The sequence below is a fragment of the Ideonella sp. genome (genome assembly GCF_041914305.1).
Lineage (GTDB): Bacteria > Pseudomonadota > Gammaproteobacteria > Burkholderiales > Burkholderiaceae_C > Ideonella.
This window is the reverse complement of sequence record NZ_JAYSDQ010000005.1, coordinates 191,244-217,575: the sequence shown is the minus strand read 5'-3', so window position 1 is coordinate 217,575 and position 26,332 is coordinate 191,244. Positions and strand designations below refer to the sequence as shown.

General features: G+C 67.4%; 24 protein-coding genes and 1 tRNA gene. 22 read left to right on the top strand and 3 right to left on the bottom strand.

Annotated elements, in window-relative coordinates; translation table 11 throughout:
* Nucleotides 1-22 precede the first annotated feature (22 nt).
* The 9 genes from der (at nt 23) to ACE3SG_RS08885 (ending at nt 8,640) form a co-directional block, all read left to right on the top strand.
* Nucleotides 23-1,360 carry a ribosome biogenesis GTPase Der gene (der, locus tag ACE3SG_RS08925; RefSeq protein WP_374564251.1) on the top strand — a complete coding sequence of 446 codons (1,338 nt, stop codon included), beginning with the start codon at nt 23-25 and terminating at the stop codon, nt 1,358-1,360.
* Between the two features lie 145 nt (nt 1,361-1,505).
* Entirely contained in the window at nt 1,506-1,748 is a 243-nt protein-coding gene (hfq, locus tag ACE3SG_RS08920; RefSeq protein ID WP_374564250.1) for an RNA chaperone Hfq, read from the top strand.
* Nucleotides 1,749-1,803: 55 nt separating this feature from the next.
* Nucleotides 1,804-3,015: a GTPase HflX gene (gene hflX / locus ACE3SG_RS08915; protein WP_374564248.1), complete on the top strand. Its 1,212-nt coding sequence runs from the start codon at nt 1,804-1,806 to the stop codon at nt 3,013-3,015.
* Between the two features lie 121 nt (nt 3,016-3,136).
* Nucleotides 3,137-4,294, top strand: coding sequence for an FtsH protease activity modulator HflK (gene hflK / locus ACE3SG_RS08910; RefSeq protein ID WP_374564478.1), 1,158 nt, complete (start codon nt 3,137-3,139; stop codon nt 4,292-4,294).
* A 44-nt stretch (nt 4,295-4,338) separates the two neighbouring features.
* On the top strand, nt 4,339-5,232 hold the full coding sequence (hflC, locus tag ACE3SG_RS08905) for a protease modulator HflC (RefSeq protein WP_374564246.1): 894 nt from the start codon (nt 4,339-4,341) through the stop codon (nt 5,230-5,232).
* Between the two features lie 36 nt (nt 5,233-5,268).
* Nucleotides 5,269-5,457, top strand: coding sequence for a DUF2065 domain-containing protein (locus ACE3SG_RS08900; RefSeq protein WP_374564244.1), 189 nt, complete (start codon nt 5,269-5,271; stop codon nt 5,455-5,457).
* Nucleotides 5,458-5,529: 72 nt separating this feature from the next.
* Nucleotides 5,530-6,693 (top strand): ATP phosphoribosyltransferase regulatory subunit, encoded by a 1,164-nt coding sequence (locus tag ACE3SG_RS08895; RefSeq protein WP_374564242.1) that lies wholly within the window; start codon nt 5,530-5,532, stop codon nt 6,691-6,693.
* A 48-nt stretch (nt 6,694-6,741) separates the two neighbouring features.
* The gene (locus ACE3SG_RS08890; RefSeq protein WP_374564240.1) at nt 6,742-8,091 is read left to right on the top strand and encodes an adenylosuccinate synthase; all 1,350 of its coding nucleotides are present in this window, start codon (nt 6,742-6,744) and stop codon (nt 8,089-8,091) included.
* Between the two features lie 27 nt (nt 8,092-8,118).
* Nucleotides 8,119-8,640, top strand: coding sequence for a phosphoribosyltransferase (locus ACE3SG_RS08885; RefSeq protein WP_374564239.1), 522 nt, complete (start codon nt 8,119-8,121; stop codon nt 8,638-8,640).
* A 175-nt stretch (nt 8,641-8,815) separates the two neighbouring features.
* Here the strand turns inward: ACE3SG_RS08885 and ACE3SG_RS08880 are convergent.
* Nucleotides 8,816-8,900 (bottom strand) — tRNA-Leu (locus tag ACE3SG_RS08880).
* 95 nt (nt 8,901-8,995) lie between these two features.
* Here ACE3SG_RS08880 and rnr point away from each other — a divergent pair.
* Nucleotides 8,996-11,287 carry a ribonuclease R gene (rnr, locus tag ACE3SG_RS08875; protein ID WP_374564237.1) on the top strand — a complete coding sequence of 764 codons (2,292 nt, stop codon included), beginning with the start codon at nt 8,996-8,998 and terminating at the stop codon, nt 11,285-11,287.
* A gap of 37 nt (nt 11,288-11,324) precedes the next feature.
* Here the strand turns inward: rnr and ACE3SG_RS08870 are convergent, their stop codons facing one another.
* Both ACE3SG_RS08870 and ACE3SG_RS08865 read right to left on the bottom strand, forming a co-directional pair.
* Nucleotides 11,325-12,893 carry an NAD(P)H-hydrate dehydratase gene (locus tag ACE3SG_RS08870; protein ID WP_374564235.1) on the bottom strand — a complete coding sequence of 523 codons (1,569 nt, stop codon included), beginning with the start codon at nt 12,891-12,893 and terminating at the stop codon, nt 11,325-11,327.
* Nucleotides 12,894-12,928: 35 nt separating this feature from the next.
* The gene (locus ACE3SG_RS08865) at nt 12,929-14,224 is read right to left on the bottom strand and encodes an NAD(P)/FAD-dependent oxidoreductase (RefSeq protein WP_374564233.1); all 1,296 of its coding nucleotides are present in this window, start codon (nt 14,222-14,224) and stop codon (nt 12,929-12,931) included.
* Between the two features lie 322 nt (nt 14,225-14,546).
* Between ACE3SG_RS08865 and rpsB the strand changes: the two genes are divergently transcribed.
* From rpsB to fabZ, 12 genes are all read left to right on the top strand, one after another.
* A complete protein-coding gene (rpsB, locus tag ACE3SG_RS08860; RefSeq protein ID WP_374564231.1) occupies nt 14,547-15,293 on the top strand; it encodes a 30S ribosomal protein S2 in 747 nt (248 codons plus the stop codon).
* 142 nt (nt 15,294-15,435) lie between these two features.
* Complete coding sequence (gene tsf, locus ACE3SG_RS08855) at nt 15,436-16,332, top strand: translation elongation factor Ts (RefSeq protein ID WP_374564229.1); 897 nt, start codon at nt 15,436-15,438, stop codon at nt 16,330-16,332.
* 133 nt (nt 16,333-16,465) lie between these two features.
* Nucleotides 16,466-17,176: a UMP kinase gene (gene pyrH, locus ACE3SG_RS08850; RefSeq protein ID WP_374564227.1), complete on the top strand. Its 711-nt coding sequence runs from the start codon at nt 16,466-16,468 to the stop codon at nt 17,174-17,176.
* 12 nt (nt 17,177-17,188) lie between these two features.
* Nucleotides 17,189-17,749 (top strand): ribosome recycling factor, encoded by a 561-nt coding sequence (gene frr / locus ACE3SG_RS08845; RefSeq protein ID WP_374564225.1) that lies wholly within the window; start codon nt 17,189-17,191, stop codon nt 17,747-17,749.
* A gap of 5 nt (nt 17,750-17,754) precedes the next feature.
* A complete protein-coding gene (uppS, locus tag ACE3SG_RS08840) occupies nt 17,755-18,513 on the top strand; it encodes a polyprenyl diphosphate synthase (RefSeq protein ID WP_374564223.1) in 759 nt (252 codons plus the stop codon).
* Nucleotides 18,514-18,520: 7 nt separating this feature from the next.
* Nucleotides 18,521-19,357, top strand: a complete 837-nt coding sequence (locus ACE3SG_RS08835; RefSeq protein WP_374564222.1) for a phosphatidate cytidylyltransferase — start codon at nt 18,521-18,523, stop codon at nt 19,355-19,357.
* Nucleotides 19,358-19,393: 36 nt separating this feature from the next.
* On the top strand, nt 19,394-20,578 hold the full coding sequence (gene ispC / locus ACE3SG_RS08830) for a 1-deoxy-D-xylulose-5-phosphate reductoisomerase (protein ID WP_374564220.1): 1,185 nt from the start codon (nt 19,394-19,396) through the stop codon (nt 20,576-20,578).
* Between the two features lie 12 nt (nt 20,579-20,590).
* Nucleotides 20,591-21,952, top strand: a complete 1,362-nt coding sequence (gene rseP, locus ACE3SG_RS08825; protein ID WP_374564218.1) for an RIP metalloprotease RseP — start codon at nt 20,591-20,593, stop codon at nt 21,950-21,952.
* Nucleotides 21,953-21,962: 10 nt separating this feature from the next.
* The gene (gene bamA / locus ACE3SG_RS08820) at nt 21,963-24,302 is read left to right on the top strand and encodes an outer membrane protein assembly factor BamA (RefSeq protein ID WP_374564216.1); all 2,340 of its coding nucleotides are present in this window, start codon (nt 21,963-21,965) and stop codon (nt 24,300-24,302) included.
* A 2-nt stretch (nt 24,303-24,304) separates the two neighbouring features.
* Nucleotides 24,305-24,808: an OmpH family outer membrane protein gene (locus ACE3SG_RS08815; RefSeq protein ID WP_374564476.1), complete on the top strand. Its 504-nt coding sequence runs from the start codon at nt 24,305-24,307 to the stop codon at nt 24,806-24,808.
* A 14-nt stretch (nt 24,809-24,822) separates the two neighbouring features.
* Nucleotides 24,823-25,878, top strand: a complete 1,056-nt coding sequence (gene lpxD, locus ACE3SG_RS08810) for a UDP-3-O-(3-hydroxymyristoyl)glucosamine N-acyltransferase (RefSeq protein ID WP_374564214.1) — start codon at nt 24,823-24,825, stop codon at nt 25,876-25,878.
* A 5-nt stretch (nt 25,879-25,883) separates the two neighbouring features.
* Nucleotides 25,884-26,324 (top strand): 3-hydroxyacyl-ACP dehydratase FabZ, encoded by a 441-nt coding sequence (fabZ, locus tag ACE3SG_RS08805; RefSeq protein ID WP_329725006.1) that lies wholly within the window; start codon nt 25,884-25,886, stop codon nt 26,322-26,324.
* The last annotated feature ends 8 nt before the right edge of the window (nt 26,325-26,332 follow it).

Here is a 26,332-nt window from a genome sequence, read left to right as displayed (position 1 = left end):
CTCTTGAGCTGAAGGCCCCGCCTTGAAACCCGTTATCGCCCTGGTGGGGCGTCCCAACGTCGGCAAATCGACCCTCTTCAACCGGATGACGAAGAGCCGCGACGCGATCGTGGCCGACTTCGCCGGCCTGACGCGCGATCGCCACTACGGCGACGGCCGCCTGGGCAGCCGCGAATTCATCGTCGTCGACACCGGCGGCTTCGAGCCCGACAGCACGACCGGCATCGTCAAGGAAATGGCGCGCCAGACGCGCCAGGCGGTGGCCGAGGCGGATGTCGTGATCTTCGTCGTCGACGTGCGCACCGGCCTGTCCGGGCAAGACCAGGACATCGCCCGCTACCTGCGCCAAGCCAACAAGCGGGTGCTGCTGGCGGTCAACAAGGCCGAGGGCATGTCCGAATCGCCGCTGCTGGCCGAGTTTCACGAGCTCGGCATGGGCGAGCCGCACCCGGTGTCGGCGGCGCACGGGCAGGGTATTCGCAGCCTGCTCGAAGCGGCATTGATCGACTTCCCTGAAGAAGACGAAGAAGCCGCTGAAGCCGACGAGAACGGGCCCATCCGCCTGGCCGTGGCGGGCCGGCCGAACGTGGGCAAGTCGACGCTCATCAACACCTGGCTGGGTGAAGAGCGCCTGATCGCCTTCGACATGCCCGGCACCACGCGCGACGCGATCCATGTGCCGTTCGAGCGCGACGGCAAACGCTTCGAGCTGATCGACACCGCCGGCTTGCGCCGCAAAGGCAAGGTCTTCGAAGCGATCGAGAAGTTCTCGGTCGTCAAGACGCTGCAGGCGATCGCCGATGCCAACGTGGTGGTGCTGATGGTCGACGCCACGCAGGGAGTGAGCGACCAGGATGCGCACATCGCCGGCTACATCCTCGATTCGGGTCGCGCCGTGGTGATCGCCATCAACAAGTGGGACGCGATTGACAACTACCAACGCCAGATGCTCGAGCGCTCGATCGAGCAGCGCCTGGCGTTCCTGAAGTTTGCACCGCTGCTGCACATTTCGGCGTTGAAGCGGCAGGGCCTGGGTCCGCTGTGGAAGGCGATTGCCGATGCCCACGCGTCGGCCACCAAGAAGATGCCGACGCCGGTGCTGACGCGTTTGCTGCACGAAGCGGTGGAGCACCAGGCGCCCAAGCGGGCCGGGGCTTTCCGGCCCAAGCTGCGTTATGCGCACCAAGGCGGGATGAACCCGCCGATCATCGTGATCCATGGCAATTCGCTGGAGCACGTGACCGATTCGTATAAGCGCTATCTCGAAGGGCGATTCCGCGAGCATTTCAAGCTCGTGGGCACGCCGATGCGCATCGAAATGAAACTCTCTCGGAACCCTTTTGCCGAGGGAGAGCACTGAGAATAGCGGGCCCGAACTCAAGGTGGGCCGCTGCGGCCGGCTCAATCACCTTAGGCGACGGTGCCGAACGCACCAAAGGGGCCGGATTTCCGGCCCGCTGTGTTAACGTGACAACTCCAACACTTCTTCCAACACGGAGCATATCGTGAGCAACAAAGGGCAACTCCTACAAGACCCCTTCCTGAACCTGCTGCGCAAGGAGCACGTTCCGGTTTCGATTTACCTGGTCAACGGCATCAAACTTCAGGGCCATATCGAATCTTTCGACCAGTATGTTGTGCTGTTGCGCAACACCGTGACGCAGATGGTCTACAAGCACGCGATCTCCACCGTCGTGCCGGGCCGTGCGGTCAACTTCCACGCCGCCGACGCTGGCGACACCGCCTGAGCGCCGCCGCGCGCACGCTGTCGCTGCAGCAGGCGACTTGGCTTCCCCACCGACCTTGAGCTCCGACGCTTACCCGCCCGCGCGCTCCGACAACGAAGCGGCGCGGGCAGTTCTTGTCGGCGTGGACCTGGGGCCGGGCTCTTCATTCGACCCGACCCTCGACGAACTGGCGTTGCTGGCCGAATCGGCCGGTGACGAACCGGTTGCGCGCGTCATTGCCAAACGCAAGGCGCCGGATCCGGCGCTGTTCGTCGGCTCGGGCAAGGCCGACGAGATCAAGCTGATGGTGCAGGCCCACGGGGCCCATGGCGTGATCTTCGACCAGGCCTTGTCACCCGCCCAGCAACGCAACCTGGAGCGCCACCTCGGCGTGCCGGTGGCCGACCGCACTGCGCTGATCCTCGAGATCTTCGCGGCCCGCGCGAAAAGCCACGAAGGCAAGCTGCAGGTAGAGCTGGCCCGGCTGCAGTACCTGTCGACCCGGCTCGTTCGGCGCTGGAGCCACCTGGAGCGGCAGCGCGGCGGTGTCGGTCACCGCGGCGGCCCGGGTGAGGCGCAGATCGAGCTGGACCGCCGGATGATCGGCGACCGCATCAAGTCGGTCAAAGAACGGCTGGAAAAGGTCAAGCGCCAGCGTGGCACCCAGCGGCGCGCTCGCGAGCGCAGCGGCACCTACAAGGTTTCGCTGGTGGGCTACACCAACGCCGGCAAGTCGACCTTGTTCAATTCAATGGTCAAGGCCCGCGCCTATGCGGCCGACCAGTTGTTCGCGACGCTGGACACCACGACCCGATCGCTTTACCTCGGTGAAGCAGGGCGCTCGGTTTCGCTGTCGGACACCGTGGGCTTCATCCGCGACCTGCCGCACAAGCTGGTCGAGGCTTTCCAGGCCACCTTGCAAGAGGCCGCCGATGCGGACCTGCTGCTGCATGTCATCGACGCCAGCAGCCCGGTGCTGCAGGAGCAGCAGGCCGAGGTCGAGCGGGTGCTGGAAGAAATCGGCGCCCAGGGTGTCCCGCAGATCCTGGTGTTCAACAAGATCGACCGGATCGAGCCGGCCCTGCGGCCGCGCGTGGCGCACGACGAGCTCGAGGTCGCACCGAACGTGCGTGTCCAGCGCGTGTTCGTCAGCGCGCTGACCGGCGAGGGCCTGGGCACGCTGCGCGAGCTGATTGCGGCACATGCGGCGCCGGCGGCCTTGAGTTCCGAGCCTGACGCCTTCACCTTGCCTGATGGCAGTGTCGCGCCGCCGCCGCCGCGCCACTGATTTCGACATTTCCCCCTTACATACCGGGCCCCATGGCATGAGCATGCGAACCCTCCACCCTGACGCACCCGGCTTCGGCGCCCGCCTTGGCGCGCTGGCACGTGCGGCGCGCGACCTCGTGATGAACAACGGCCGCAACGATGGCCCGCCCGACCTGGACGAGCTGTGGCGCGATTTCAACCGCAAGCTGTCGGGCCTGTTCGGCGGCAAGGGCGGCGGCCCGCGCAGCAGCGGCCCGGAGGATCCGGGTTTTCAGCCGGACATGAAGAGCGCCAGCATCGGCCTGGGCCTGGTCGTCGGTCTGGTGGTGCTGATCTGGGCCGGCAGCGGCCTGTTCATCGTCCAGGAAGGCAACCAGGCGGTTGTCACCACCTTCGGCAAGTACACCAGCACGGTGGCCGCGGGCATGCAGTACCGCCTGCCTTACCCGTTCCAGGCCCATGAGACGGTGCCGGTCACGCAACTGCGCTCGGTCGAGGTCGGTCGCAACACGATTGGCCAGGCCACCGGCCTGCGCGATTCGTCGATGCTGACGCAGGACGAGAACATCGTCGACATCCGCTTCATCGTGCAGTACGTGTTGAAGGACGCGCGCGCCTTCCTGTTCGAGAACCGCGACACCGACCAGGCGGTCGTGCAGGCCAGCGAATCGGCGGTGCGCGAGATCGTCGGCAGCAGCAAGGTCGATTCGGTGCTGTACGAACAGCGCGATGCGATCGCCGCCAAGCTCGCAGCGTCGATTCAGCAGCAGCTGGACCGGCTCAACGCAGGCGTCACGATCAAGAATGTGAACCTGCAGAACGTGGCGGTGCCGGAGCAGGTGCAGTCCTCGTTCGACGACGCCGTGAAGGCGGGGGCCGACCGCGACCGTTTCAAGAACGAAGGCCAGGCCTACGCCAGTGATGTGATTCCGAAGGCCCAGGGTACCGCGTCGCGCCTGCGTGCCGAGGCCGATGGCTATCGTTCGCGCATCATCGCGACCGCCGAGGGGGATGCCGAACGCTTCAACTCGGTCTTCGCCGAGTACCAGAAGGCGCCGGCTGTGACGCGTGACCGCCTGTACATCGACACGATGCGCGAGGTCTACAGCAACGTCAGCAAGGTGATGGTGGACAGCCGCAGTGGCTCGAACCTGCTGTACCTGCCGCTGGACAAGCTGCTGCAGCAGGCCGGCGCCACCGCGCCGGCGGCTGTGTCCACCCCGACACCGGCGCCCGCGATCGACGCGAACGCCGACCGCACGCGCGACATCCGCAGCCGTGACCGCGACAGCCGCTGATTGCCGCTGACGCCCCACTTGCGCCGAAACCATTTGGAAACCTCATGAACCGATTCGCCGTCATCGTCGGCAGCGTGCTGGTGCTGCTCGTGCTGGCCGCCTCGACGCTGTTCATCGTCGACCAGCGCCAGATCGCCGTCGTCTACGCCCTGGGCGAGATCAAGGACGTGGTCACCGAGCCTGGCCTGAAGGTCAAGCTGCCGCCGCCGCTGCAGAACGTCGTCTTTCTCGATCGCCGCATCCAGACGCTGGACAGCCCCGAAACCAAGTCGATCTTCACCGCCGAGAAGAAGACGCTGGCCATCGACTGGCTGGTCAAGTGGCGCATCGCCGACTCGCGCCAGTTCATCCGCAACAACGGCGTCGACCTGCGCAACCTCGAGAACCGGCTGAGCCCGGTGGTGCAGGCGGCATTCAACGAAGTGGTGACCAAGCGCACCGTCGGCGAAGTGCTCGCCACCGAGCGTGACAAGATCATGATCGACGTGAAAGCGCGCCTGGCTGAGCCGGCCAAGTCGTTCGGGGTCGAGATCATCGACGTGCGGATCAAGCGCGTCGACTTCGTGGCCAGCATCACCGAGTCGGTCTACCGTCGCATGCAGTCCGAGCGTCAGCAGGTGGCCAACGAGTTGCGTTCCAAAGGCCAGGCCGAAGGTGAACGCATTCGCGCCGATGCCGATCGCCAGCGTGAAGTGATCATCGCCGAGGCCTACCGCGACGCCCAGAAGATCAAGGGCGAAGGCGATGCCAAAGCCTCGGCCATCTACGCCAGCGCCTTTGGCCGCGACCCGCAGTTCGCCCAGTTCTACCGCAGCCTCGAGGCCTACAAGCAGAGTTTTCGCAACAAGAGCGACGTGATGGTCGTCGACCCCTCGTCGGACTTCTTCAAGGCAATGCGTGGCAGCGGTGGCGGCGGCGCCCCGGCCGCCAAGAAGTGAGCCAAGGCGCAATCCGCTTCGAAGGGGGCCGCCATCATGGGTGACCTGCTGCTGCCGGCGCTGGCGCTGATGCTGGTGTTCGAGGGCCTGCTGCCCTTTTTCAGCCCTGGGCGCTGGCGCGAGATCTTTCTGCGCGCCACGCAGCTCAGCGACGGGCAGATCCGTTTCATCGGCCTGACCAGCATGCTGATCGGGCTGGCGGTATTGCTGCTTTTGGGCAACTGAAGGCGACGCGCCAGGCCTCTGCCTGGCGATACCCCACCTGTACAATGCCGGTTTTAACCCCGGTGCTTTTTCATGTCCTCTGCTTGGCTGCTGCCAGAGCACATTGCTGACGTCCTGCCCGCAGAGGCCAGGCGCATCGAGGAACTGCGGCGCCAATGGCTGGACCGCGCCCGCGGCTACGGCTTTGAGCTGGTGATGCCGCCGCTGCTGGAATACCTGGACTCGCTGCTGTCCGGTACCGGCCGCGAACTGGACCTGAAGACCTTCAAGCTGGTCGACCAGCTCTCCGGCCGCACGCTCGGTCTGCGCGCCGACACCACGCCGCAGGTCGCCCGTGTCGACGCCCACCTGCTGAACCGCGAAGGCGTGACGCGCCTGTGCTACTGCGGCCCGGTGCTGCACACCAAGCCCTCGGGCTTGCACATGACGCGCGAGCCGCTGCAGTTCGGCGCCGAAATCTTCGGCCATGCTGGCCTCGAGGCCGACCTCGAAGTGCAAGAGCTGGCGCTGGACGGCTTGGCCGCCATCGGCGCACGCGAGCTGACGATCGACCTGGGCGACGCCCGCGTGGTGCGCTCGGTGCTGGCTGGCGTGCCGTTGGACGCCGCGGCGCTGACCGAACTGGTGGCCGCACTGACCGCGAAAGACGGCAGCACCGTGAACGCACTGGCTCGCCAATGCCCGGCGGAAACGCGGGCCGGGCTGGCCACGCTGCTCGAGCTTTACGGCGGCGACGAGGTGCTCGATCAGGCGCGCCACCGCCTGCCGGCCCGCGCGCCGATCGCCGCGGCGCTGGACGACCTGGCCTGGCTGGCGCGTCACCTGCGCCAGTCCAACCCCGAGGTGCGCATCGGCTTCGATTTGTCCGACATGAGCGGCTACGCCTACTACAGCGGCGTGCGCTTCGCCGTCTATGGCGCGGGCTCGACCAACGCGTTGGTGCGGGGCGGCCGCTACGACGAAGTCGGTGCCGTGTTTGGCCGCAACCGCCCCGCCGTGGGCTGCAGCCTGGACCTGAAGGGCCTGACCGCGGTGACGCCGATCGCGCCGCCGCGGGCTGCCGTGCGAGCGCCCTGGGGCGAAGACGCCGGCCTGCGAGCCGCGGTGCGCCAACTGCGCGCCCAGGGCGAGACGGTGGTCTGCATCTTGCCGGGCCACGAGCATGAGACCCAGGAATTTGATTGCGACCGCGAGTTGGCTGCGGTCGACGGCCAATGGGTTGTGCGCGCGCTGTGACCAGCGGGCACGCGGCCCACTTCCGAATCCTTTGACTTGATGACATCGATGCAACAGAGCACTCCCTCGGCCGTCGCGCGCGGCCACAACGTCGTCGTCGTCGGCACCCAGTGGGGCGACGAGGGCAAGGGCAAGGTTGTTGACTGGTTGACCGACCATGCGCAGGGCGTGGTCCGCTTCCAGGGCGGCCACAACGCCGGCCACACGCTGGTGATCAAGGGCGTCAAGACGGCGCTGCAGCTGATCCCTTCGGGCATCATGCGCGACGGCGTCGCCTGCTACATCGGCAACGGCGTGGTGGTCGATCCGTCTCACCTGCTCGGCGAAATCGAGCGACTCGAGAAGATCGGCCTGGACGTGCGCTCGCGGCTGTACCTCAGCGAGTCGTGCCCGCTGATCCTGCCGTTCCATGTCGAAGTCGACAAGGCGCGCGAGGCGCTGCGCGAGACCAGCGGCGCCGGCAAGATCGGCACCACCGGCAAGGGCATCGGCCCGGCCTACGAAGACAAGGTGGCGCGCCGCGCGCTGCGGGTGCAAGACCTGAAGCACCCCGAGCGCTTCGCCGCCAAGCTGCGTGAGCTGCTGGAGCTGCACAACTTTGCGCTCGGCGGCTACCTGAAGAGCACGCCGCTCGAATTCCAGCCCATCTTCGATCAGGCGATGAAGATGGGCGAGGCGCTGCGGCCGATGATGGCCGACGTGGGCTACCGCATCTACATCGCCAACCGCGCGGGCGCCAACCTGCTGTTCGAAGGCGCGCAAGGCACGCTGCTGGACATCGACCACGGCACCTACCCGTACGTCACCTCCAGCAACTGCGTCGCCGGCAACGCGGCGGCAGGCGCCGGCGTCGGGCCGGACATGCTGCACTACATCCTGGGCATCACCAAGGCGTACACCACGCGTGTCGGTTCGGGCCCGTTCCCGACCGAGCTGCCGATGGATGTGCCAGGCACGGTCGGTCACCACCTGTCGACTGTCGGCCAGGAGCGCGGCACGGTGACGGGCCGCCCGCGCCGCTGCGGCTGGCTCGATGCTGCGGCGCTGAAGCGCTCCATCATCATCAACGGCATCTCGGGCCTGTGCTTCACCAAGCTCGACGTGCTCGACGGCTTGAAGGAGATCAAGGTCTGCGTGGGCTACACACTGGGCGGCCAGGCGGTCGACATCCTGCCGCTGGATGCCGACGACATCGCCGCCTGCCAGCCGGTCTACGAAACTTTCCCGGGCTGGGAAGGCTCGACCGCCGGCCTGACCCAGTGGGACCAACTGCCGCTGAACGCGCGCCGCTACATGGAGCGTGTGCAGTCGTTCATCGGTGCGCCGATCGACATGGTGTCGACCGGCCCGGACCGCGACCACACCATCCTGCTGCGCCACCCCTACAAGGCGGCCTGACACTCACACAAGAATCGAGGGACAACGATGCTGACCGACGACGGCAAACACCTGTACGTCTCTTGGGACGAATACCACCTGCTGATCGAGCGCCTGGCGCTCAAGGTGCACAACTCGGGTTGGGAGTTCGACCAGATCCTGTGCCTGGCCCGCGGCGGCATGCGCCCGGGCGATGTGCTGTCGCGTGTGTTCGACAAGCCGCTGGCCATCATGTCGACCAGCTCGTACCGCGCCGAGGCCGGCACCATCCAGGGCCGGCTCGACCTGGCCAAGTACATCACCATGCCCAAGGGCGAGCTGGCGGGCAGGGTGCTGCTGGTGGATGACCTGGCAGATTCGGGCGTGACGCTGAAGGCGGTGGTCGACCGCCTGCGCGGCATCCCGTCGATCACCGAGCTGCGCTCGGCGGTGATCTGGACCAAGGCGGTGTCGAGCTATACGCCCGACTACTACGTCGAGATGCTGGCCACGAGCCCGTGGATCCACCAGCCTTTCGAAGACTACGACAATCTGCGCCCGGACGGCCTGGCGCGCAAGTTCGCTGTTTGAGCGGGCTTTCTCTTTTGGCCACGACCACGAGCATCAACCGCCACGTGGTCGGTCTTCTTCACCTCGCACGCACGAGCAGTTTGATCGGCGCAACGGGCAAGAAAAAAGGGCCAGCACTTTCGCGCTGGCCCTCTTGTATGTCTTGTTGTTCTTCTGTTCTTATTGCTCTTAACTTTGGTGCCCAGGAGAGGACTCGAACCTCCACGGAGTTACCCGCTAGTACCTGAAACTAGTGCGTCTACCAATTCCGCCACCTGGGCTTAACGTTGTTTCGCGATCGCGTTGCAACGAAAGATAGGACTATACCATCAAAACAAAAACGAATGCAAGTACCCCCGCGTTGGGTGGTGCTTTGATGAGCGAAGTCGAGGGCATCGTCCTCGGCCACCGTGACGGCCATGGCTTCTTGCAGCGCGATGACGGCGAGCCCGACATCTACCTTGCACAGCAGGAAATGCGCGCGGTGCTGCACAAGGATCGCGTTCGCGTCCGCGTCATCCGCTACGACCGCAAAGGCCGGCCCGAGGGCCGCATCATCGAGATCCTCGATCGCCGCAAGGTGCCGATCATCGGCCGCCTGCTGCACGAGAACGGCATGTGGCTCGTGGCCCCTGAAGATCGGCGTTATGGGCAGGACATCCTGATCCCGAAGAACGCCACGGCGAGCGCGGCGGCAGGGCAGGTGGTCGCGGTCGAGCTGACCGAGCCACCGTCGATGTACTCGCAGCCGGTGGGGCGTGTGACTGAGGTGTTAGGGCAGATCGACGACCCGGGCATGGAGATCGAGATCGCGGTGCGCAAATACGAGGTGCCGCACCGCTTCTCGCCCGAAACGCTGGCCCAGGCCGCGGCGCTGCCGGACAAGCTGCGCGCAGTCGACATGAAGCACCGCATCGACCTGACCGACGTGCCGCTGGTGACGATCGACGGCGAAGACGCGCGCGACTTCGACGATGCGGTTTACTGCGAGCCGCACAAGAGCGGGCGTGGCAAGACGGCGTTCGAGGGCTGGCGCCTGCTGGTCGCGATTGCCGATGTCAGCCACTACGTCAAGCCCGGCGAGCCGCTGGACGAAGACGCGTACGAGCGCGCCACCTCGGTCTATTTCCCGCGCCGCGTCATTCCGATGCTGCCCGAGAAGCTGTCGAACGGGCTGTGCTCGCTGAACCCCGAGGTCGATCGCCTGAGCATGGTCTGCGACATGCTGATCAACAGCGACGGCGAGATGCATGCGTACCAGTTCTACCCGGCGGTCATCTGCTCGCACGCGCGGCTGACCTACACCGAGGTGGCCGCGGCGCTGGCCAACACCCGCGGCCCCGAGGCCGCGAAGCGGCGTGACATCATGCCGCAGCTGCTGAACCTGCATGAGGTCTATCGCGCGCTGCTGAAGGCGCGCCACCGCCGCGGCGCGATCGACTTCGAGACCACCGAGACGCAGATCGTCTGCGACGAGAACGGCCGCATCGAAAAGATCGTGCCGCGCACGCGCACCGACGCGCACCGGCTGATCGAAGAGGCGATGCTGGCGGCCAACGTCTGCGCGGCCGAGTTCATCGCCGGGGCCGAGCACCCGTCGCTGTTCCGCGTGCACGAAGGGCCGACGCCTGAGAAGCGCACGACGCTGCAGAACTACCTGAAGAGCCTGGGTCTGGGCCTTGCGATCAGCGAGGAGCCGACGCCCGGCGAGTTCCAGGCGATTGCCGAGGCGACCAAAGACCGCATCGACGCGAGCCAGATCCACATGATGCTGCTGCGCTCGATGCAGCAGGCGATCTACACGCCCGCCAACAGCGGCCACTTCGGCCTGGCCTACGGCGCCTACACCCACTTCACCAGCCCGATCCGGCGTTACCCCGACCTGCTGGTGCACCGCGTCATCAAGGCGGTGCTGGCGAAGAAGCGCTATCACCTGGCCACGGGCGAGCTGGCCGATGCCGGCGCCCGCGCCACCAAGCTGCGCAAGGGCAGCAAGGCCGCCAAGCCGCACATCAGCGAGCAAGAGCACTGGGAAGGCGCCGGCGCACATTGCAGCGCCAACGAGCGGCGCGCCGACGAAGCCTCACGCGACGTCGAGGCCTGGCTCAAGTGCCGCTACATGCGCGAACACCTGGGCGAAGAGTTCGCCGGCACGGTCAGTGCGGTGACGAGCTTCGGCCTGTTCGTGACGCTGGACGCGCTGTATGTCGACGGCCTGGTCCACATCACCGAGCTGGGCGGCGAGTACTACCGCTTCGACGAGATGCGGCAGGAGCTGCGCGGTGAACGCACCGGCATCCGCTACACGATCGGTGCGCGGGTGCGGGTGCAGGTCAGCCGGGTCGACCTGGACGGCCGCAAGATTGATTTCCGCATGGTCCACGAAGGCGAGGGCGACCGCCTGCTCTCACGGGGGCGGCCGTCTTCGCGCGGCGAATCGGGCAGCGCGAGCGAAGCGTTGGCCGGTGTCGAATCGGCCGACCGCGCGCACAAGCGGGCGACCAAGGCTGCCAAGGCGAGCAAGGGCGCAACCAAGGGCAAGCGCGCCAGCGGGGGCACCCCGCGCGCCAGTTCGGCGCGAGCCAAGGCCTCAGCCGAAGGCAAGGGTGGCAAGGCGGCGGATGCCGCGTCGCCGCGCAGCGCCAGCAAGCCGCGCAGCAAGCGCTGAGGGTCGCTGAGGGCCGCCGAGGGCGTCACGCGCGCGTTCAGCGCAGCGTGTCGGCCGCAGCGGCCATGGCCTCGATCAGCTGGCTGGCGGGCATCGGCAGGGCAGTGCCGGGGGCTTCCACTGCACGGCCGTGCAGCCAGGCACTGCCCGCGGCGACCTGGGCCGCCAGGGGCGTGGCGGTCGAGCGCGCGGCTTCGTCTGCGTGCGTGCTCCAGCACCCGCCGATCCAGCCGGCCAGCACGTCGCCAGTGCCGGCCGTGGCCAGGCGCGCATTGCCGCTGGCGTTGATGACGGGCGGCTGACCCGGCGCGGCCACGACGCTGCCCGAGCCTTTCAGCACCACCGTGGCGCCGAAGCGATCCGCCAGCGTTTGCGCGGCCTGAATGCGGTTGGCCTGCAGCGCGGCGGTGTCGGTGCCCAGCAGGCGCGCGGCTTCCAGGGGGTGAGGGGTCAGGGTCGTCGCGGCACCGCGGCGCCCGCGCGCCTGCAGCTGCTGGGCCAGGGCGCTGTCGGTGGCGATGCAGTTCAACGCATCGGCGTCCAGCACCAGGCGGTGGGCCCGGCTGATCAGCTCGGGCAACACTTGGCGCACGGCCTCGCCGCCGCCGCAGCCGCAGACCACGGTCGCTTGGTCTACCCAGCTGGCGGTGCGGGCGTCCGACCATGGGCGCTGCATCAGCTCTGGGCTGGTGGGCGACGGCGGTGCGCCGGCATCGCCCGCCAGCCAGCTCACGTAGACGCGGCCGGCGCCTGCGCGCAGGCTCGCGCGCGCCGCCAGCTGCGCCGCGCCCTGCATGCCTGCGGCGCCGCCGACGACCCAGACGTCGCCGAAACGGCCTTTGTGCGATGCGTGGGGTGCAGCGAGCCTGGGCGCCATGGCGGCCTGCGCATCGGCGCGGCTCGACAGCCGAGCGGTGGCGGGCCAGGCGCCGAGCGCCACGCCGAGATCGTCCCACCACACGGCGCCGGCGGCGTCACGGCCGTGACCGGTGAACAGGCCGGGCTTGGCGGTCAGCAGCGCGAGCGTCGCATCGGCCTGCACCAGGGCCTCGCCCAGCGCTCGGCCGGTGTTTGCACACAAGCCGGTGGGCAGGTCGACGGCGAGTGCGAAGGCGCCTCGTCGCCGGCACGCATTGAGCACGTGGATCGTTGCCGCCATGGCGCCTTCGGGCGCGCGGCGTTGGCCCAGGCCGAGCAAGGCGTCGATGACGAGGCCGGGGTCTTGCCCGTCGGCGGCCGGCAACGCGGCTTCGCTGTGCAGCGCCACGCCGGCGACCAAGGCCTGCTGTCGGGCGTGGGCGGCGTCGGGCGGCAGGCGATCGGTGTCGCCGATGCAAGTCACGTGCACGCTTCTGCCGGCGGCGTGCAGCCAGCGTGCGGCGACCAGCCCGTCCCCGCCGTTGTTGCCGGGGCCGGCGGCAACCCAGATGCGCTGGGCATGCGGCGCAAGCGACAGCGCCAGCCGCGCCACCGCGAAGCCCGCGCGCTCCATCAGCGCATGGGCGGGGGCCTGGGCCAGTGCGGCGTGTTCGATGGCTCGGCTGGCGTCGCTGTCGAACAGCGGTGCGCCGGCATCACCGGGCGACAAGCGGAGCAGCCCGTTCATCGGCTGGGCTTTCCTGGAGTGGCTGGGCGGCCAGCTTAGCGCAGCCGCGCTGGGTCGAGGGCGCCGCAGTCGAAAGGCGCCGGGCGGCCGGCCAACTGGTCGGCCAGCAAGCGGCCGCAGGCCGCGGCCTGGGCCCAGGCCTGGGCGCCGTGTCCGATGTTGAGCCACAGACCCTTTTCCGGGCTGCGGCCGACCGCCGGCAGTCCGTCGGCCAGATGGTCCTGGCGACCGACCCAGGGCTGGGCGCGCGCAGTGCGGGTGGCGCCGGGAAAGGTGGCTTCCAGCGTCGCGTAGAGGTGCGCCAGAGCAGCGGGTGCGGGGCGCGATGGGGGGGCGCCGAGCGACGCGCAGCCGGCCACTCGCAGGCGGTCGCCCATGCGGCCGATCGTGACGCCCGCCGCCGGGTCCAGCACGGCACCGCTGGGGCCGAATGTCTCGCCGGCGTCGGCAGCCACGTGGCGCGGGGCGGTGACCGAATGGACATGGCCCCAGGCAACGCGCGGTCGGGCGGCGCCGGCCATCAGCCTGGACGCCGCCTCGGCGCTGCACAGCACCACGGCGTCGAAGGTCTGCGGGCCTTCGTCGGCGATCGTGGTGCTGCCGGTCGAGCTGGCGCTGTGGCTGCTTTCGCCGAGGTCGCGGCGGCGCTCGGCTTGAAGCTCGACCTGAGGCCTGGTTCCGCCGGCTGGCGTGAGCCGGACGACGTCTTGCTGGAACTGGAACCTGACGCCCAGGCGCACAGCCTCGGCGCGCAGCGCATGGGCAAACTGGCGGCCGTTGGCGGTTTGGCCGGCAGGCCAGTACAGCGCGCCGTACAGCGGCAGCTTGGGGCTGATGCCCGGCTCGGCGGCGCGCGCTTCGTCGGCGTTGAGCCAGCGCGCCGGCAGGTTCAGCGGTGCATGCTTGGTGAGCAGCGCCTGGGCGCGGCTGGCGTGCCGAGGTGTTCGCATCAGCGCCATCACGCCGGCGTGGTGCTCATGCTCCAGTTGGTGGGCCGCTTCGATGGCCTGCAGCCGCTCCAGGCTGAACACGGCCAGGTCGCGCAGGCAGGCCAGCCGCGCCGCGTGGGCGGGCTGGCGTGCGGCGCGCCAGCGGCGCCACAGCCAAGGCCACGCGGCCGGGCGTGCGAGCATCCGCTCGAGCCCGCCGGCGCCGCCCACGGCGGCATGCGCAAGCCACAGGCCAGGGGCCAGCACGCTTGCCGGCGCAAAGCTGCCTTCGGCTGCAATGCTGCTGCGGCGCTCGTAGACGGTGACCTCATGGCCATCGCGGGCCAGTTCATAGGCGGTCGTGACGCCGGCCAGGCCGGCGCCGATCACGGCAACTCGCATCGTGTCAGGCCTGCCCCGTCGTGAGGCGGGGCCGGGCGAGGGCCCGCACGGTATGAGCGGCGCCCAGGCATTGGGCGGCCGCGAGTTGGGCTGCTATAATCTTTGGGTTTTGCTGGTTGCCCATGGTTCTTATTGGTGTCGCGGGCGTCAGTCAAACCGGAAAGCCCGCGTTTTCTCAGGGCAACGGCTCGATCACGAGGCTTTCCGAAGTTCGCGAACCCGGCTTATTCAAGGTGTCGCGTGCAGTGCCAGCCCCTTGTCACAAAGGGCAAACGCTGTAGCGATGTGTGCCGGGATTCTAGACCCAACCTTCGGAGTACCTATGTCCGTTTCGATGCGTGAAATGCTGGAAGCCGGTGTGCACTTTGGCCACCAAACCCGCTTCTGGAACCCCAAGATGGCCCCGTTCATTTACGGCCATCGGAACAAGATCCACATCATCAACCTCGAAAAGACGCTGCCCAAGTTCGAGGAAGCGATGAAGTTCGTGCGCCAGCTGTCGAGCAAGCGCGGCACGATCCTGATGGTGGGCACCAAGCGCCAGGCGCGTGAAGTCGTCGCGATGGAAGCCCAGCGCGCCGGCATGCCCTTCGTCGACCAGCGCTGGCTGGGCGGCATGCTGACCAACTTCAAGACGGTCAAGGGCTCGCTGAAGAAGCTGAAGGACATGCAGGCCACCAAGGATTCTGGCGCTGAAATGCGCATCAAGAAGGAAGCCCTGATGTTCGACCGCGAACTGGCCAAGCTCGAGAAGGACATCGGCGGCATCCAGGACATGAACGCGCTGCCCGATGCGCTGTTCGTGATCGACGTCGGCTTCCACAAGATCGCCGTTGCCGAAGCCAAGAAGCTGGGCATCCCGGTCATCGGCGTGGTCGATACCAACCACTCGCCCGAAGGCGTGGACTACGTGATCCCCGGCAACGACGACTCGGCCAAGGCCGTGGCGCTGTACGCCCGTGCCGTGGCTGACGCGGTGCTCGAAGGCAAGGCCAACGCCGCCACCGACCTGGTGCAGGCCGTGGCCGCCGACGGCGACGAGTTCGTCGAAGTCAGCGACAACGCCTGATCCCCTCAGCGCGCAAGCGCCTTGTCGAAAGAGGGGCTGTCACAGCCCCTTTTTCGTACCCAGTGATGCCCCAGACACAAGGTCTGGACGGAACTTTCGGCGCCGGGCCACGCCCTGACGCCACAGCAACGGAGAGATGAAGATGCCTGCAATTACCGCCAGCATGGTTGCCGAACTGCGCGCCAAGACCGACGCGCCGATGATGGAATGCAAGAAGGCGCTGACCGAAGCCGACGGCGACGCTGAACGCGCCGAGGAAATCCTGCGCGTCAAGCTGGGCAGCAAGGCTGGCAAGGCCGCTTCGCGCGTGACCGCCGAAGGCGTCATCAGCGCCGCAGTGAACGGCAGCACCGGTGCGCTGCTCGAAGTCAACTGCGAGACCGACTTCGTGTCGAAGAACGACTCGTTCCTGGCTTTTACCAAGTCGTGTGCCGAGCTGATCGCCGCCAACAACCCGGCCGACGCCGCGGCGCTGTCGGCGCTGCCGCTGTCGCAAGACGGTTTCGGCCCGACGGTCGAAGACGTGCGCAAGGGCCTGATCGGCAAGATCGGTGAGAACATGGCCATCCGCCGCTTCAAGCGTTACGCCGGCGGCGCCAAGCTCGCCAGCTACCTGCACGGCACCCGCATCGGCGTGATCGTCGAGTACGACGGTGACGACGTGGCCGCCAAGGACGTCGCGATGCACGTGGCGGCGATGAAGCCTGCCGCGCTGTCGTCGGCTGAAGTGCCGGTCGAGCTGGTGGAGAAGGAACGCAAGATCGCCGCCGAGAAGGCCGCCGAGTCGGGCAAGCCGGCCGAGATCGTCGCCAAGATGGTCGAGGGCTCGGTGCAGAAGTTCCTGAAGGAAGTCTCGCTGCTCGACCAGGTCTTCGTGAAGGCCGCCGATGGCAAGCAGACCGTCGCCCAGATGCTGAAGGAAAAGGCCACCACGGTGAAGAGCTTCACCCTGTACGTGGTCGGCGAAGGCATCGAGAAGAAGGTCGACGACTTCGCTGCCGAAGTGGCCGCCCAGGTGGCCGCCGCCAAGGGTCAGTAAAGACCTGCAAAGCCCGCTCCGGCGGGCTCGCGCGGTGGCTTGCGATCCAGGCCGCCGCGTACACTTCCAGCCGGTCCAAGAGATCGCGCCCCGACTGATTCCGCTGCAACTTCGACTCTTGGGAGAGCCCCGCATGCCGGCGTACCGACGCATCCTGCTGAAATTGTCCGGTGAGGCCCTGATGGGCGACGACGCCTATGGCATCAACCGGGCCACCATCGTGCGCATGGTGCGCGAGGTGCAGGAGGTCACGCAGCTGGGCTGCGAAGTCGCGGTGGTGATCGGCGGCGGCAACATCTTCCGCGGCGTGGCCGGCGGCTCGGTCGGCATGGACCGCGCGACCGCCGACTACATGGGCATGCTGGCCACGGTGATGAACTCGCTGGCCCTGGCCGACACGATGCGCCAAGAGGGCATGACGGCCCGCGTGATGTCGGCCATCAGCATCGAGCAAGTCGTCGAGCCGTATGTGCGGCCCAAGGCGCTGCAGTACCTCGAAGAAGGCAAGATCGTTGTCTTCGCCGCCGGCACCGGCAACCCCTTCTTCACCACCGACACCGCTGCTGCGCTGCGTGGCGCCGAGATCGGTGCCGAGATCGTGCTGAAGGCCACCAAGGTCGATGGCGTCTACACCGCCGACCCGAAGAAAGACCCCGAAGCCACCCGCTACACGAACATCACGTTCGACGAAGCCATCGCGAAGAACCTGCAGGTGATGGACGCGACCGCCTTCGCGCTGTGCCGCGACCAGAAGCTGCCGATCAAGGTGTTTTCGATCTTCAAGACCGGTGCCCTGAAGCGCATCGTGCAAGGCGAAGACGAAGGCACGCTGGTGCACGTCTGAGGAGAGCTGACCATGACCATTGCCGACATCAAGAAGAACGCCGAGACCAAGATGGCCAAGTCCATCGAGGCGCTGAAGAACGACCTGCAGAAGGTGCGCACCGGCCGCGCCCACCCCGGCATCCTGGACCAGGTGCACGTGGACTACTACGGCTCGATGGTGCCGATCAGCCAAGTCGCCAACGTGAGCCTGCTCGATGCCCGCACGATCAGCGTGCAGGCCTGGGAAAAGGGCATGTCGGCGAAGATCGAAAAGGCCATCCGTGAGTCCGACCTGGGCTTGAACCCGTCGGCCCAGGGCGACCTGCTGCGCGTGCCGATGCCCGCGCTGACCGAAGAGCGCCGCAAGGAGCTGACCAAGGTCGTGCGCCACGAAGGCGAGAACGCCAAGGTGGCCGTGCGCAACCTGCGCCGCGACGCCAACGAGCACCTGAAGAAGCTGCTCAAGGACAAGGACATCTCCGAAGACGACGAGCGCCGTGCACAGGACGACGTGCAGAAGCTCACCGACCGCACTGTCAGCGAGATCGACAGGCTGGTCCAAGCGAAGGAAGCCGACGTCTTGGCGGTTTGAGCCTGATGGCCACCGCGTCAACCGCGGCCGTGGGCCGCGACCCCAGCGTGCCGCGCCACGTCGCCATCGTGATGGACGGCAACGGCCGCTGGGCCAATCGCCGCTTCATGCCGCGCGTGTTCGGCCACAAGTTCGGCATGGAAACCGTGGTGCGCGTGATTGACGATTGCGCGCGCCGCGGCATCGACTACCTCACCGTCTACGCGTTCTCGTCCGAGAACTGGAAGCGCCCCGACGAAGAGGTCTCGGGCCTGATGAACCTGGTGCTGGTGGGGGTGTCGAAATACCTCAAGCGCCTGGCGAAGGACGGCATCCGCATCAAGGTGATGGGTGATCGCTCGGCCGTGTCCGAGAAAGTTCGCCAGGCCTGGAACGAAGCCGAGGAACTGACCAAGGACAACCGCGGTCTGACCTTGACCGTGGCCTTCAACTATGGCGGCCGGTGGGACATCGTCCAGGCTTGCAAGCGCGCCTTGGCCGATGGCGTCGCGCCCGAAGCCCTGACCGAGGATTCCTTGAGCCGCTACATGGCCCTGGCCCATGCGCCAGACCCGGACCTGTTCATCCGCACCGGCGGCGAAGTGCGCATCAGCAACTTCCTGCTGTGGCAACTGGCCTACGCCGAGTTCTATTTCACCGACTGTCTGTGGCCCGATTTCGACGCGGCCGAGATGGACAAGGCCATCGCCGCCTTTGCGGGGCGCGAGCGCCGCTTTGGTGGTGTTCCCGCTGCGGCGCCCCTGAACGAGGCCTCGTCGGCCTGACCCCACCATGCTGCTGCAACGGGTGATCACGGCGTTGGTGTTGATGGCGCTGCTGATGCCGGCCCTGCTGGCCGACAGCCTGCTGCCGTTTGCGGCGCTGTCGTTGTTGATGGTCGGCGCCGCGGGCTGGGAATGGGGCCGGCTCAACGGCCTTGGCGCCGCCGGTGCCGTTGCGCTGGGCATTGCCGTGGCGTTGACCTGCGGTGCGGCCTGGTGGACCGGCTGGGCGCTCGCGGTGCCGGCGATCGTCTGGTGGCTGGCCAGCGCCGGCTGGGTGATCGGTGGTGGCCTGGCGCTGCGCGCGGGCCCGCCGGCCTGGCCGCATTTGCCACAGGTGGCGCGCTTGGTGCTCGGCTGGCTGATGCTGTCGGTGGCCTGGTTGGCGCTGACGGCGGCCAAGCAGCGTGGCCTCGGGTTCATTCTTTCAGCCATGTGCATCGTCTGGGCAGCAGACATCGCGGCTTACTTCGGCGGCCGCGCGCTGGGCCGGCGCAAGCTCGCACCGTCGATCAGCCCGGGCAAGAGCTGGGAGGGCGTCTGGTCGGGCATGGTCGGCGTGGGCCTGCTGGCGTGGGGTTGGATGGCCGCCGAGAAGGTCTGGTCGGTCGCAGGGCCCAGTGTGTTCTCGGCGCTGCTGGCGCAGCGCGGCCTCGTGCTGTTGGTCGTGGGCCTGATCGCGCTGTGCGGCTTGAGCGTGGTCGGCGACCTGGTCGAATCGATGGCCAAGCGCGCGGCCGGGGCGAAAGACTCCAGCCGCCTGCTGCCCGGCCACGGCGGCGTGCTCGATCGCATCGACGCCTTGCTGCCGGTGCTGCCCGCCGTGATGGCATTGACCGCGGTCTGATCCGCACCTTCACGATTGACGGAAGAAACGGTACCGATGCGACAGCGCCTGTGCGTTCTGGGTTCCACCGGTTCGGTGGGCAGCAACACGCTCGATGTGGTCAGCCGCCACCCCGAGCGTTTCGAGGTCGTCGCGCTGACCGGCCAACAACGCGTGGACGAGTTGCTCGCGCAGTGCCTGCAATGGAAGCCCCGTTTCGCGGCGATGGTGCTGCCGTCGGCGGCCAAGGAGTTGCGCGAGCGTCTGCGCGAAGCGGGCTGCAGCACCGAGGTGCTGGACGGCCCCGGCGCATTGGTGCAGCTGGCTGCCCACCCCGACGTCGACACCGTGATGGCCGCCATCGTCGGCGCCGCGGGCCTGCCGCCGTGCATGGCCGCCGCGCGGGCCGGCAAGCGGCTGCTGCTGGCCAACAAAGAGGCGCTGGTCGTCGGCGGCGCCCAGTTCATGGCGGCGGTGGTCGAGGGCGGCGCCACGCTGCTGCCGATCGACAGCGAGCACTCGGCGATCTTCCAATGCCTGCCCGAAGACCGGTCGCAGTGGAAGCAGCGCATCGACCACATCGTGCTGACCGCGTCGGGCGGCCCGTTCCGCCAGCGCGACCCGGCTTCGTTGGCCGGCGTGACGCCCGAGGAAGCCTGCGCTCACCCGAACTGGGTGATGGGCCGCAAGATCTCGGTCGACTCGGCCACGATGATGAACAAGGCGCTCGAGGTGATCGAGGCGCGCTGGCTGTTCGACCTAGCGCCGGAGCAGGTGAAGGTCGTCATCCACCCGCAGAGCATCATCCATTCGATGGTGGTGTGCCGCGACCAGTCGGTGCTGGCGCAGCTGGGCACGCCCGACATGCGGGTGCCGATCGCCTACGGCCTGGCTTTCCCCGAGCGCATCGAATCGGGCGCCGACGCGCTCGACTTCCTGTCGCTGGGGGCCTTGACCTTCGAGCCGCCTGAGCGTGCGCGCTTCCCGGGCTTGTTTCTGGCGTGGGACGCACTGCACGGCCCGCACGGCAGCACCGCGGTGCTCAACGCAGCCAACGAAGAAGCGGTGGCCGCTTTCCTGGACCGGCGCATCGGTTTCGATGCGATCCACCGCATCAACGCCGAGACCCTGGAGGCGCTGCCGCCGCGCCTGTCGCTCGACGCCCCGGTCGAAGACCTGCTCGACCTGGACCGCCAGGCCCGCGATTGCGCCCGCCAACGGGTGCAGGCCTTGCTGCGCTGAGGGCCGCCGACGATGAACATGGTGCTCGGCTTCCTGCTCACGCTCGGCATCCTGATCGTCGTGCACGAGTACGGCCACTACAAGGTGGCGCGCTGGTGCGGCGTCAAGGTGCTGCGGTTCTCGATCGGCTTCGGCCAGGTGATCTGGCGCCGTCAGGCCCACCCGGGCGCCACCGAGTTCACCCTCTCTGCCATCCCGCTGGGTGGTTATGTGCGGATGCTGGGTCACGGCGAGCCGTTCCCGCCCGAGCAGGCGCACGAAGCCTTCGATGCCCAACCCCTGCGCCGCAGGGCGGCGGTCATCGCCGCCGGCCCGGTGGCCAACCTCGTGTTGGCGGTGCTGCTGTACGCCGGTGCCAACTGGTGGGGCAGCGACGTGCCGATGGCCATCGTGTCGACCCCGCCGGCCCGCACGCTGGCGGCCGAGGCCGGGCTGGTCGCGGGCGACTGGGTCCAGGCCACGTCGACCCAGGCCGGTGAATGGGACGACATCGCCTCGATGAACGACCTGCTGCGGCAGGTGACCCAGGCTGCGCTGCGCGGTGAAGACCTGCCGCTGCAGGTCAGCGACTCGGACGGCAACCATCGCCGCCAGCTGACCTTGCGCCTGTCCACCCTGGCGGGGCAGGAGATCGACGCGACCACGTTCCAGCGCATCGGCATCGGCACGCCTTTCCGCCCGCCGGTGATGGGCCGGCCGATGGCTGGTGGGCCGGCCGAAAAGGCCGACGTGCGCGCCGGTGACCTGGTGCTGAGCATCGACGGCGCACCGGTGGTCGATGCGCAGGGCCTGATCGACCGCATCCGCGCACACCCGACGGGTGACGTGGTACCGATGCGCTGGGTGGTCGAGCGGGGTGGCCAGCGGGTCGAGCTCGATGTCTCGTCGCGCGCGGTGACCGAGGGTGGCAAGACCTTCGGCCGCATCGATGCACCGGTCGGCGGCGCATTGCGGCTGGCCAATGTTCGCCTGGGCGTGTGGGACGGCCTGGTCCGCGGTGCAGAGCGCACCTGGGAGATGGCAGGCATGAGCCTGAAGATGCTGGGCCGCATGCTGATCGGGCAGGCCTCGCTGCGCAACCTCAGCGGCCCGCTGACGATCGCCGACTACGCGGGCCAGTCGATCCAGCATGGCCTGAGCGACTACCTCGAATTCCTCGCGATGGTCAGCGTCAGCCTCGGCATATTGAACTTGCTGCCTCTGCCGATGCTCGATGGTGGGCACCTGATGTATTATCTTTTCGAGGGCGTGACCGGTCGACCGGTCTCGGATCTGTGGCTCAAGTGGCTGCAGCGCAGTGGGGCCTTCGTGCTCCTGCTGATGATGACCATCGCCCTCTCCAACGACGTGGCCCGCATCCTGGGCCTGCAGTGACACCCTCCCGATGCCATTTCCCTTTGCCTTGACCTCGCTGCGTCCGGTCCCCGCGTACGTGGCTCTGTTGGCTGCCGCCACGGTCGCAACATCCGCTCGGGCCGTCGAACCCTTCAAGATCGCCGACATCCGTATCGAGGGCCTGCAGCGGGGTGACCCCGGCAGCGTGTTCGGTGCGTTGCCGTTCCGGGTCGGCGACGAGTACAACGATGACAAGGGCGCTGCGGCGCTGCGTGCGCTGTTCGCGACCGGCCTGTTCAAGGACGTGCGCGTCGACATCGAGGGCCAGGTGGTGGTCGTCGTCGTCGAAGAGCGTGCCGTCATCGCGTCGGTGAACTTCATCGGCCTGCGCGAGTTCGACAAGGACACGCTGGCCAAGGCGCTGAAGGAAAACGGCATCTCTGAAGGCCAGCCCTATGACAAGGCGGTGGTCGACCGTGCCGAGCAGGAAATCAAGCGCCAATACCTGACGCGCAGCCTGTACGGCGCCGAGGTGGTGACGACCGCCACCCCGATCGAGCGCAACCGCGTCAACATCACCTTCACGGTGGTCGAAGGCGATGTGGCCAAGATCAAGGACATCCACATCGAGGGCACCAAGGCCTTCAGCGAATCGACGCTGCTCGACCTGATGGACCTGACGACCGGCGGCTGGCTCAGCTGGTACACCAAGTCGGACCGTTATTCACGCGCCAAGCTGAATGCCGACCTGGAAAAGATCCGCGCCTACTACCTGAACAAGGGCTACCTCGAGTTCGACGTCAAGACCACGCAGGTGACGATCTCGCCCGACAAGCAAGAGATCAGCATCACCATCGGCATCGAAGAAGGCCAGCCGTACACCGTGGCCGGCGTCAAGCTCGAAGGCGAGTACCTGGGCCGCGAGGAAGATTTCAAGAAACGCGTGGTGATCACGCCGGGCGAGCCCTACCGCGGCGACGAGGTGACAGCGACGACGCGCGCGTTCTCCGAGCTGTATGGCACCTACGGCTACGCCTTCGCGCGCATCGAGCCGCGGCAAGACATCGATCGCAAGACCGGCCAGGTCGTGATCGTGCTGCAGGGCAGCCCCGGCGTGCGCGTGAACGTGCGCCGTGTCAACATCGCCGGCAACGCCATCACCCGCGACGAGGTGCTGCGCCGCGAGTTCCGCCAGTTCGAGTCGGCCTGGTACGACGGCGCGAAGATCAAGCTCTCGCGCGACCGCGTCGAACGCCTGGGTTACTTCGAAGACGTGACCGTCGACACCCAGGAAGTGCCCGGCTCGCCCGACCAGGTCGACCTGGTGCTGAACGTGAAAGAAAAGCAGACCGGCAGCTTGCAGCTGGCGGCCGGCTACTCGACCGCGGGCCTGTCGTTCTCCGGCTCGATCAAGAAGGAAAACGTCTTCGGCACCGGCAACTACCTGGGCCTGGAGGTCAACACCAGCAAGCTCAGCCGCAACCTGGTGATCAGCACGGTCGATCCGTACTTCACCGACGACGGCGTGTCGCGGGCGCTGGACCTGTACTACCGCACCTCCAAGCCGCTGAACAGCCAGGGCGATGCCTACCAGCTGGCCACGCCCGGCGCGTCGGTCCGCTTCGGTGTGCCGTTCACCGAATACGACACGGTGTTCTTCGGCGTCGGCCTGGAGCAAACCATCATCGGCACCTCGGCCGGTGTGCCCAACAGTTACTTCACCTTCGTCGAGAACTTCGGCAATCATGCGCTGAGCGTGCCGCTGACGGTGGGCTGGGCGCGTGAAGAGCGCGACAACCCGCTGGTCCCGACCAAGGGCCGTTACCAGCGCGTCAACCTCGATTTCTCGATCGCCGGCGACGTGCACTACGCGCGCCTGAACGCGCAGTACCAGCAGTACTTCTCGGTCACCAACAAGCTGACGCTGGGCGTCAACGGTGAAGTCGGCGCGGGTTACGGCCTGGACGGCAAGCCGTACCCGCTGTTCAAGAACTTCTATGGCGGTGGCCTGGGCTCGGTGCGCGTGTTCGAGCAGGGCTCGTTCGGCGGTGTCGACATCACCGGCGCCTACGACGGCGGCGCGAAGAAGATGAACCTGAACGCCGAGCTGTACTTCCCGGTGCCGGGCTCGGGCAACGACAAGTCGTTGCGCATCTTCGCCTTCACCGATGCCGGCAACGTCTGGCGCGACCACGACGGCGCGGTGAACCAGCGAGACCGCGACCGCGGTCAGACCGGCACGCTGAGCGACCTGCGCGTCTCGGCCGGCCTGGGCCTGAGCTGGATTTCGCCGGTCGGTCCGCTCAAGCTGAGCTACGGCACCCCATTGCGCGCCTTCACAGGCGATAAAATCCAACGTTTCCAGTTTCAAGTCGGAACGGCCTTTTGATGATCAAGTCGCTTAGCAAAACCCTCGTCGCTGCGGCGGCCCTGTCTCTGGCCGGCGGCGTCTATGCCGAAGAGCTGAAGATCGGCTACGTCAACAGCGAGCGCGTTCTGCGCGAAGCTGCACCGGCCAAGGCCGCCCAGGCCAAGCTGGAAGCCGAGTTCAAGAAGCGCGAAACCGAATTGGCCGACCAGGGCAACCGCCTGCGCGGCGCGATGGAAAAGCTCGAAAAAGAAGGCCCGACGCTGCCTGAATCCGAGCGCACCCGCCGCCAGCGCGACTTGGCCGACCAGGACCGCGATTTCCAGCGCAAGCGCCGCGAACTGCTCGAAGACCTGAACCAGCGCAAGAACGAAGAGCTGTCGGCCGTCGTCGAGCGCGCCAACAAGGTCATCAAGCAGATCTTCGAGCAAGAGAAGTACGACCTGATCCTGCAGGAAGTCATCTTCGCCGGCCCGCGCGTCGACATCACCAAGAAGGTGGTGGACGCGCTGAACGCCGGCAAGTGAATGGCGGCCTGACCATGCCTTCGCGGCCGGGCGAGACCCTTGCTGTCCGCCTGGCCGATATCGCCGCCGCACTGGGCGGCGAATTGCGTGGCGACGGCGAGCGCCTCGTCGAACGCATCGGCCCTCTGGAGGCCGCCACCCCCACCACGATCAGCTTTCTGGCGCAGGCGCGCCTGAAGCCGCTGCTGGCCACCACCGCCGCCGGCGCGGTGATCGTGCGTGACGATGTCGCGCCGGTCGTGCTGGCGCGCGGCGCATCGGCCGTCGTGGTGGCAGACCCTTACCTGGCCTTTGCCCGCCTGACGCGCTGGTGGGCGGCGCGCACGCGGCCGCTGCCGGCGCCCGGGGTTCACCCGAGCGCCTACGTGGCCCCCGGCGCGCAGGTGCACGCCTTGGCCAGCATTGGGCCGTTCGCGGTGATCGAGGCGCACGCGGTGCTGGCCGAGCATGTGGTCGTCGGTGCGCATGCGGTGGTGGGCGAGGGCGCCGAGGTGGGCCCGGGCACGCAGTTGCGCGCGCGGTCGACCTTCGGCCAGGCCTGCCGCATTGGCGCCCGCGGCATCGTGCACAGCGGCGCTGTGATCGGTGCCGACGGCTTTGGCTTCGCACCGCACGAAGGCCGCTGGGAAAAGATCGAGCAGTTGGGCGCCGTGCGCATCGGTGACGATGTCGAGATCGGCGCCAACACCTGTGTCGACCGCGGCGCGCTGGACGACACCGTGATCGAGGACGGCGTGAAGCTGGACAACCTGATTCAGATCGCGCACAACGTGCACATTGGTGCGCACACCGCGATGGCCGGCTGCGTTGGCGTCGCGGGCAGTGCCCGCATCGGCAAGCACTGCACATTCGGCGGCGCGGCGATGATTCTTGGGCACCTGCAAATCGCCGACCACGTGCACATTTCGGCCGCCAGTGTGGTGATGAGCTCCATCATGAAGCCGGGTCAGTACAGCGGCGTATTTCCAATCGATGAAAATGGCAACTGGGAGAAGAACGCAGCGACACTGCGCCAGTTGCACACCTTGCGCACGCGGCTGCGCGCGCTTGAGAAGAAGAGCTCACCATGAACACCGTGATGGACATCCACCAGATCCTCAAACGCCTGCCCCACCGCTACCCGCTGCTGCTGGTGGACCGGGTGGTCGAGCTGGACAAGAACGTCCGCATCCTGGCGCTGAAGAACGTCACGATCAACGAGCCGTTTTTCACCGGCCACTTCCCGCATCGCCCGGTGATGCCGGGTGTGCTGATCCTCGAGGCGATGGCCCAGTCGGCCGCGTTGCTGTCGTTCGCGTCGATGGACGTGGACCCGGGCGACGACATGGTGGTCTACTTTGCCGGCATCGACGCCGCGCGCTTCAAGCGCCCGGTCGAGCCGGGTGACCAGTTGATGCTCGAGGCGCTGATCGACCGCGTGCGCGGCGGCATCTACAAGTACAAGGCCAAGGCCACGGTGAACGGCGAAATGGCCGCCGAGGCCGAGCTGATGTGCACGATGCGCAAGGTGTCCTGACGCGGGAC

Bases quoted from the DNA above. Each gene is read 5' to 3' on its own strand.
- ACE3SG_RS08890 (WP_374564240.1), top strand. From the start codon at position 6,742: ATGCAACAGAGCACTCCCTCGGCCGTCGCGCGCGGCCACAACGTCGTC.
- hflK (WP_374564478.1), top strand. From the start codon at position 3,137: ATGAACAACGGCCGCAACGATGGCCCGCCCGACCTGGACGAGCTGTGG.
- ACE3SG_RS08900 (WP_374564244.1), top strand. From the start codon at position 5,269: ATGGGTGACCTGCTGCTGCCGGCGCTGGCGCTGATGCTGGTGTTCGAG.
- frr (WP_374564225.1), top strand. From the start codon at position 17,189: ATGACCATTGCCGACATCAAGAAGAACGCCGAGACCAAGATGGCCAAG.
- ACE3SG_RS08895 (WP_374564242.1), top strand. From the start codon at position 5,530: ATGTCCTCTGCTTGGCTGCTGCCAGAGCACATTGCTGACGTCCTGCCC.
- hflC (WP_374564246.1), top strand. From the start codon at position 4,339: ATGAACCGATTCGCCGTCATCGTCGGCAGCGTGCTGGTGCTGCTCGTG.
- ACE3SG_RS08865 (WP_374564233.1), bottom strand. From the start codon at position 14,224: ATGCGAGTTGCCGTGATCGGCGCCGGCCTGGCCGGCGTCACGACCGCC.
- bamA (WP_374564216.1), top strand. From the start codon at position 21,963: ATGCCATTTCCCTTTGCCTTGACCTCGCTGCGTCCGGTCCCCGCGTAC.
- rseP (WP_374564218.1), top strand. From the start codon at position 20,591: ATGAACATGGTGCTCGGCTTCCTGCTCACGCTCGGCATCCTGATCGTC.
- uppS (WP_374564223.1), top strand. From the start codon at position 17,755: ATGGCCACCGCGTCAACCGCGGCCGTGGGCCGCGACCCCAGCGTGCCG.
- ACE3SG_RS08835 (WP_374564222.1), top strand. From the start codon at position 18,521: ATGCTGCTGCAACGGGTGATCACGGCGTTGGTGTTGATGGCGCTGCTG.
- pyrH (WP_374564227.1), top strand. From the start codon at position 16,466: ATGCCGGCGTACCGACGCATCCTGCTGAAATTGTCCGGTGAGGCCCTG.
- lpxD (WP_374564214.1), top strand. From the start codon at position 24,823: ATGCCTTCGCGGCCGGGCGAGACCCTTGCTGTCCGCCTGGCCGATATC.
- ACE3SG_RS08885 (WP_374564239.1), top strand. From the start codon at position 8,119: ATGCTGACCGACGACGGCAAACACCTGTACGTCTCTTGGGACGAATAC.
- tsf (WP_374564229.1), top strand. From the start codon at position 15,436: ATGCCTGCAATTACCGCCAGCATGGTTGCCGAACTGCGCGCCAAGACC.
- rnr (WP_374564237.1), top strand. From the start codon at position 8,996: ATGAGCGAAGTCGAGGGCATCGTCCTCGGCCACCGTGACGGCCATGGC.
- ispC (WP_374564220.1), top strand. From the start codon at position 19,394: ATGCGACAGCGCCTGTGCGTTCTGGGTTCCACCGGTTCGGTGGGCAGC.
- rpsB (WP_374564231.1), top strand. From the start codon at position 14,547: ATGTCCGTTTCGATGCGTGAAATGCTGGAAGCCGGTGTGCACTTTGGC.
- ACE3SG_RS08870 (WP_374564235.1), bottom strand. From the start codon at position 12,893: ATGAACGGGCTGCTCCGCTTGTCGCCCGGTGATGCCGGCGCACCGCTG.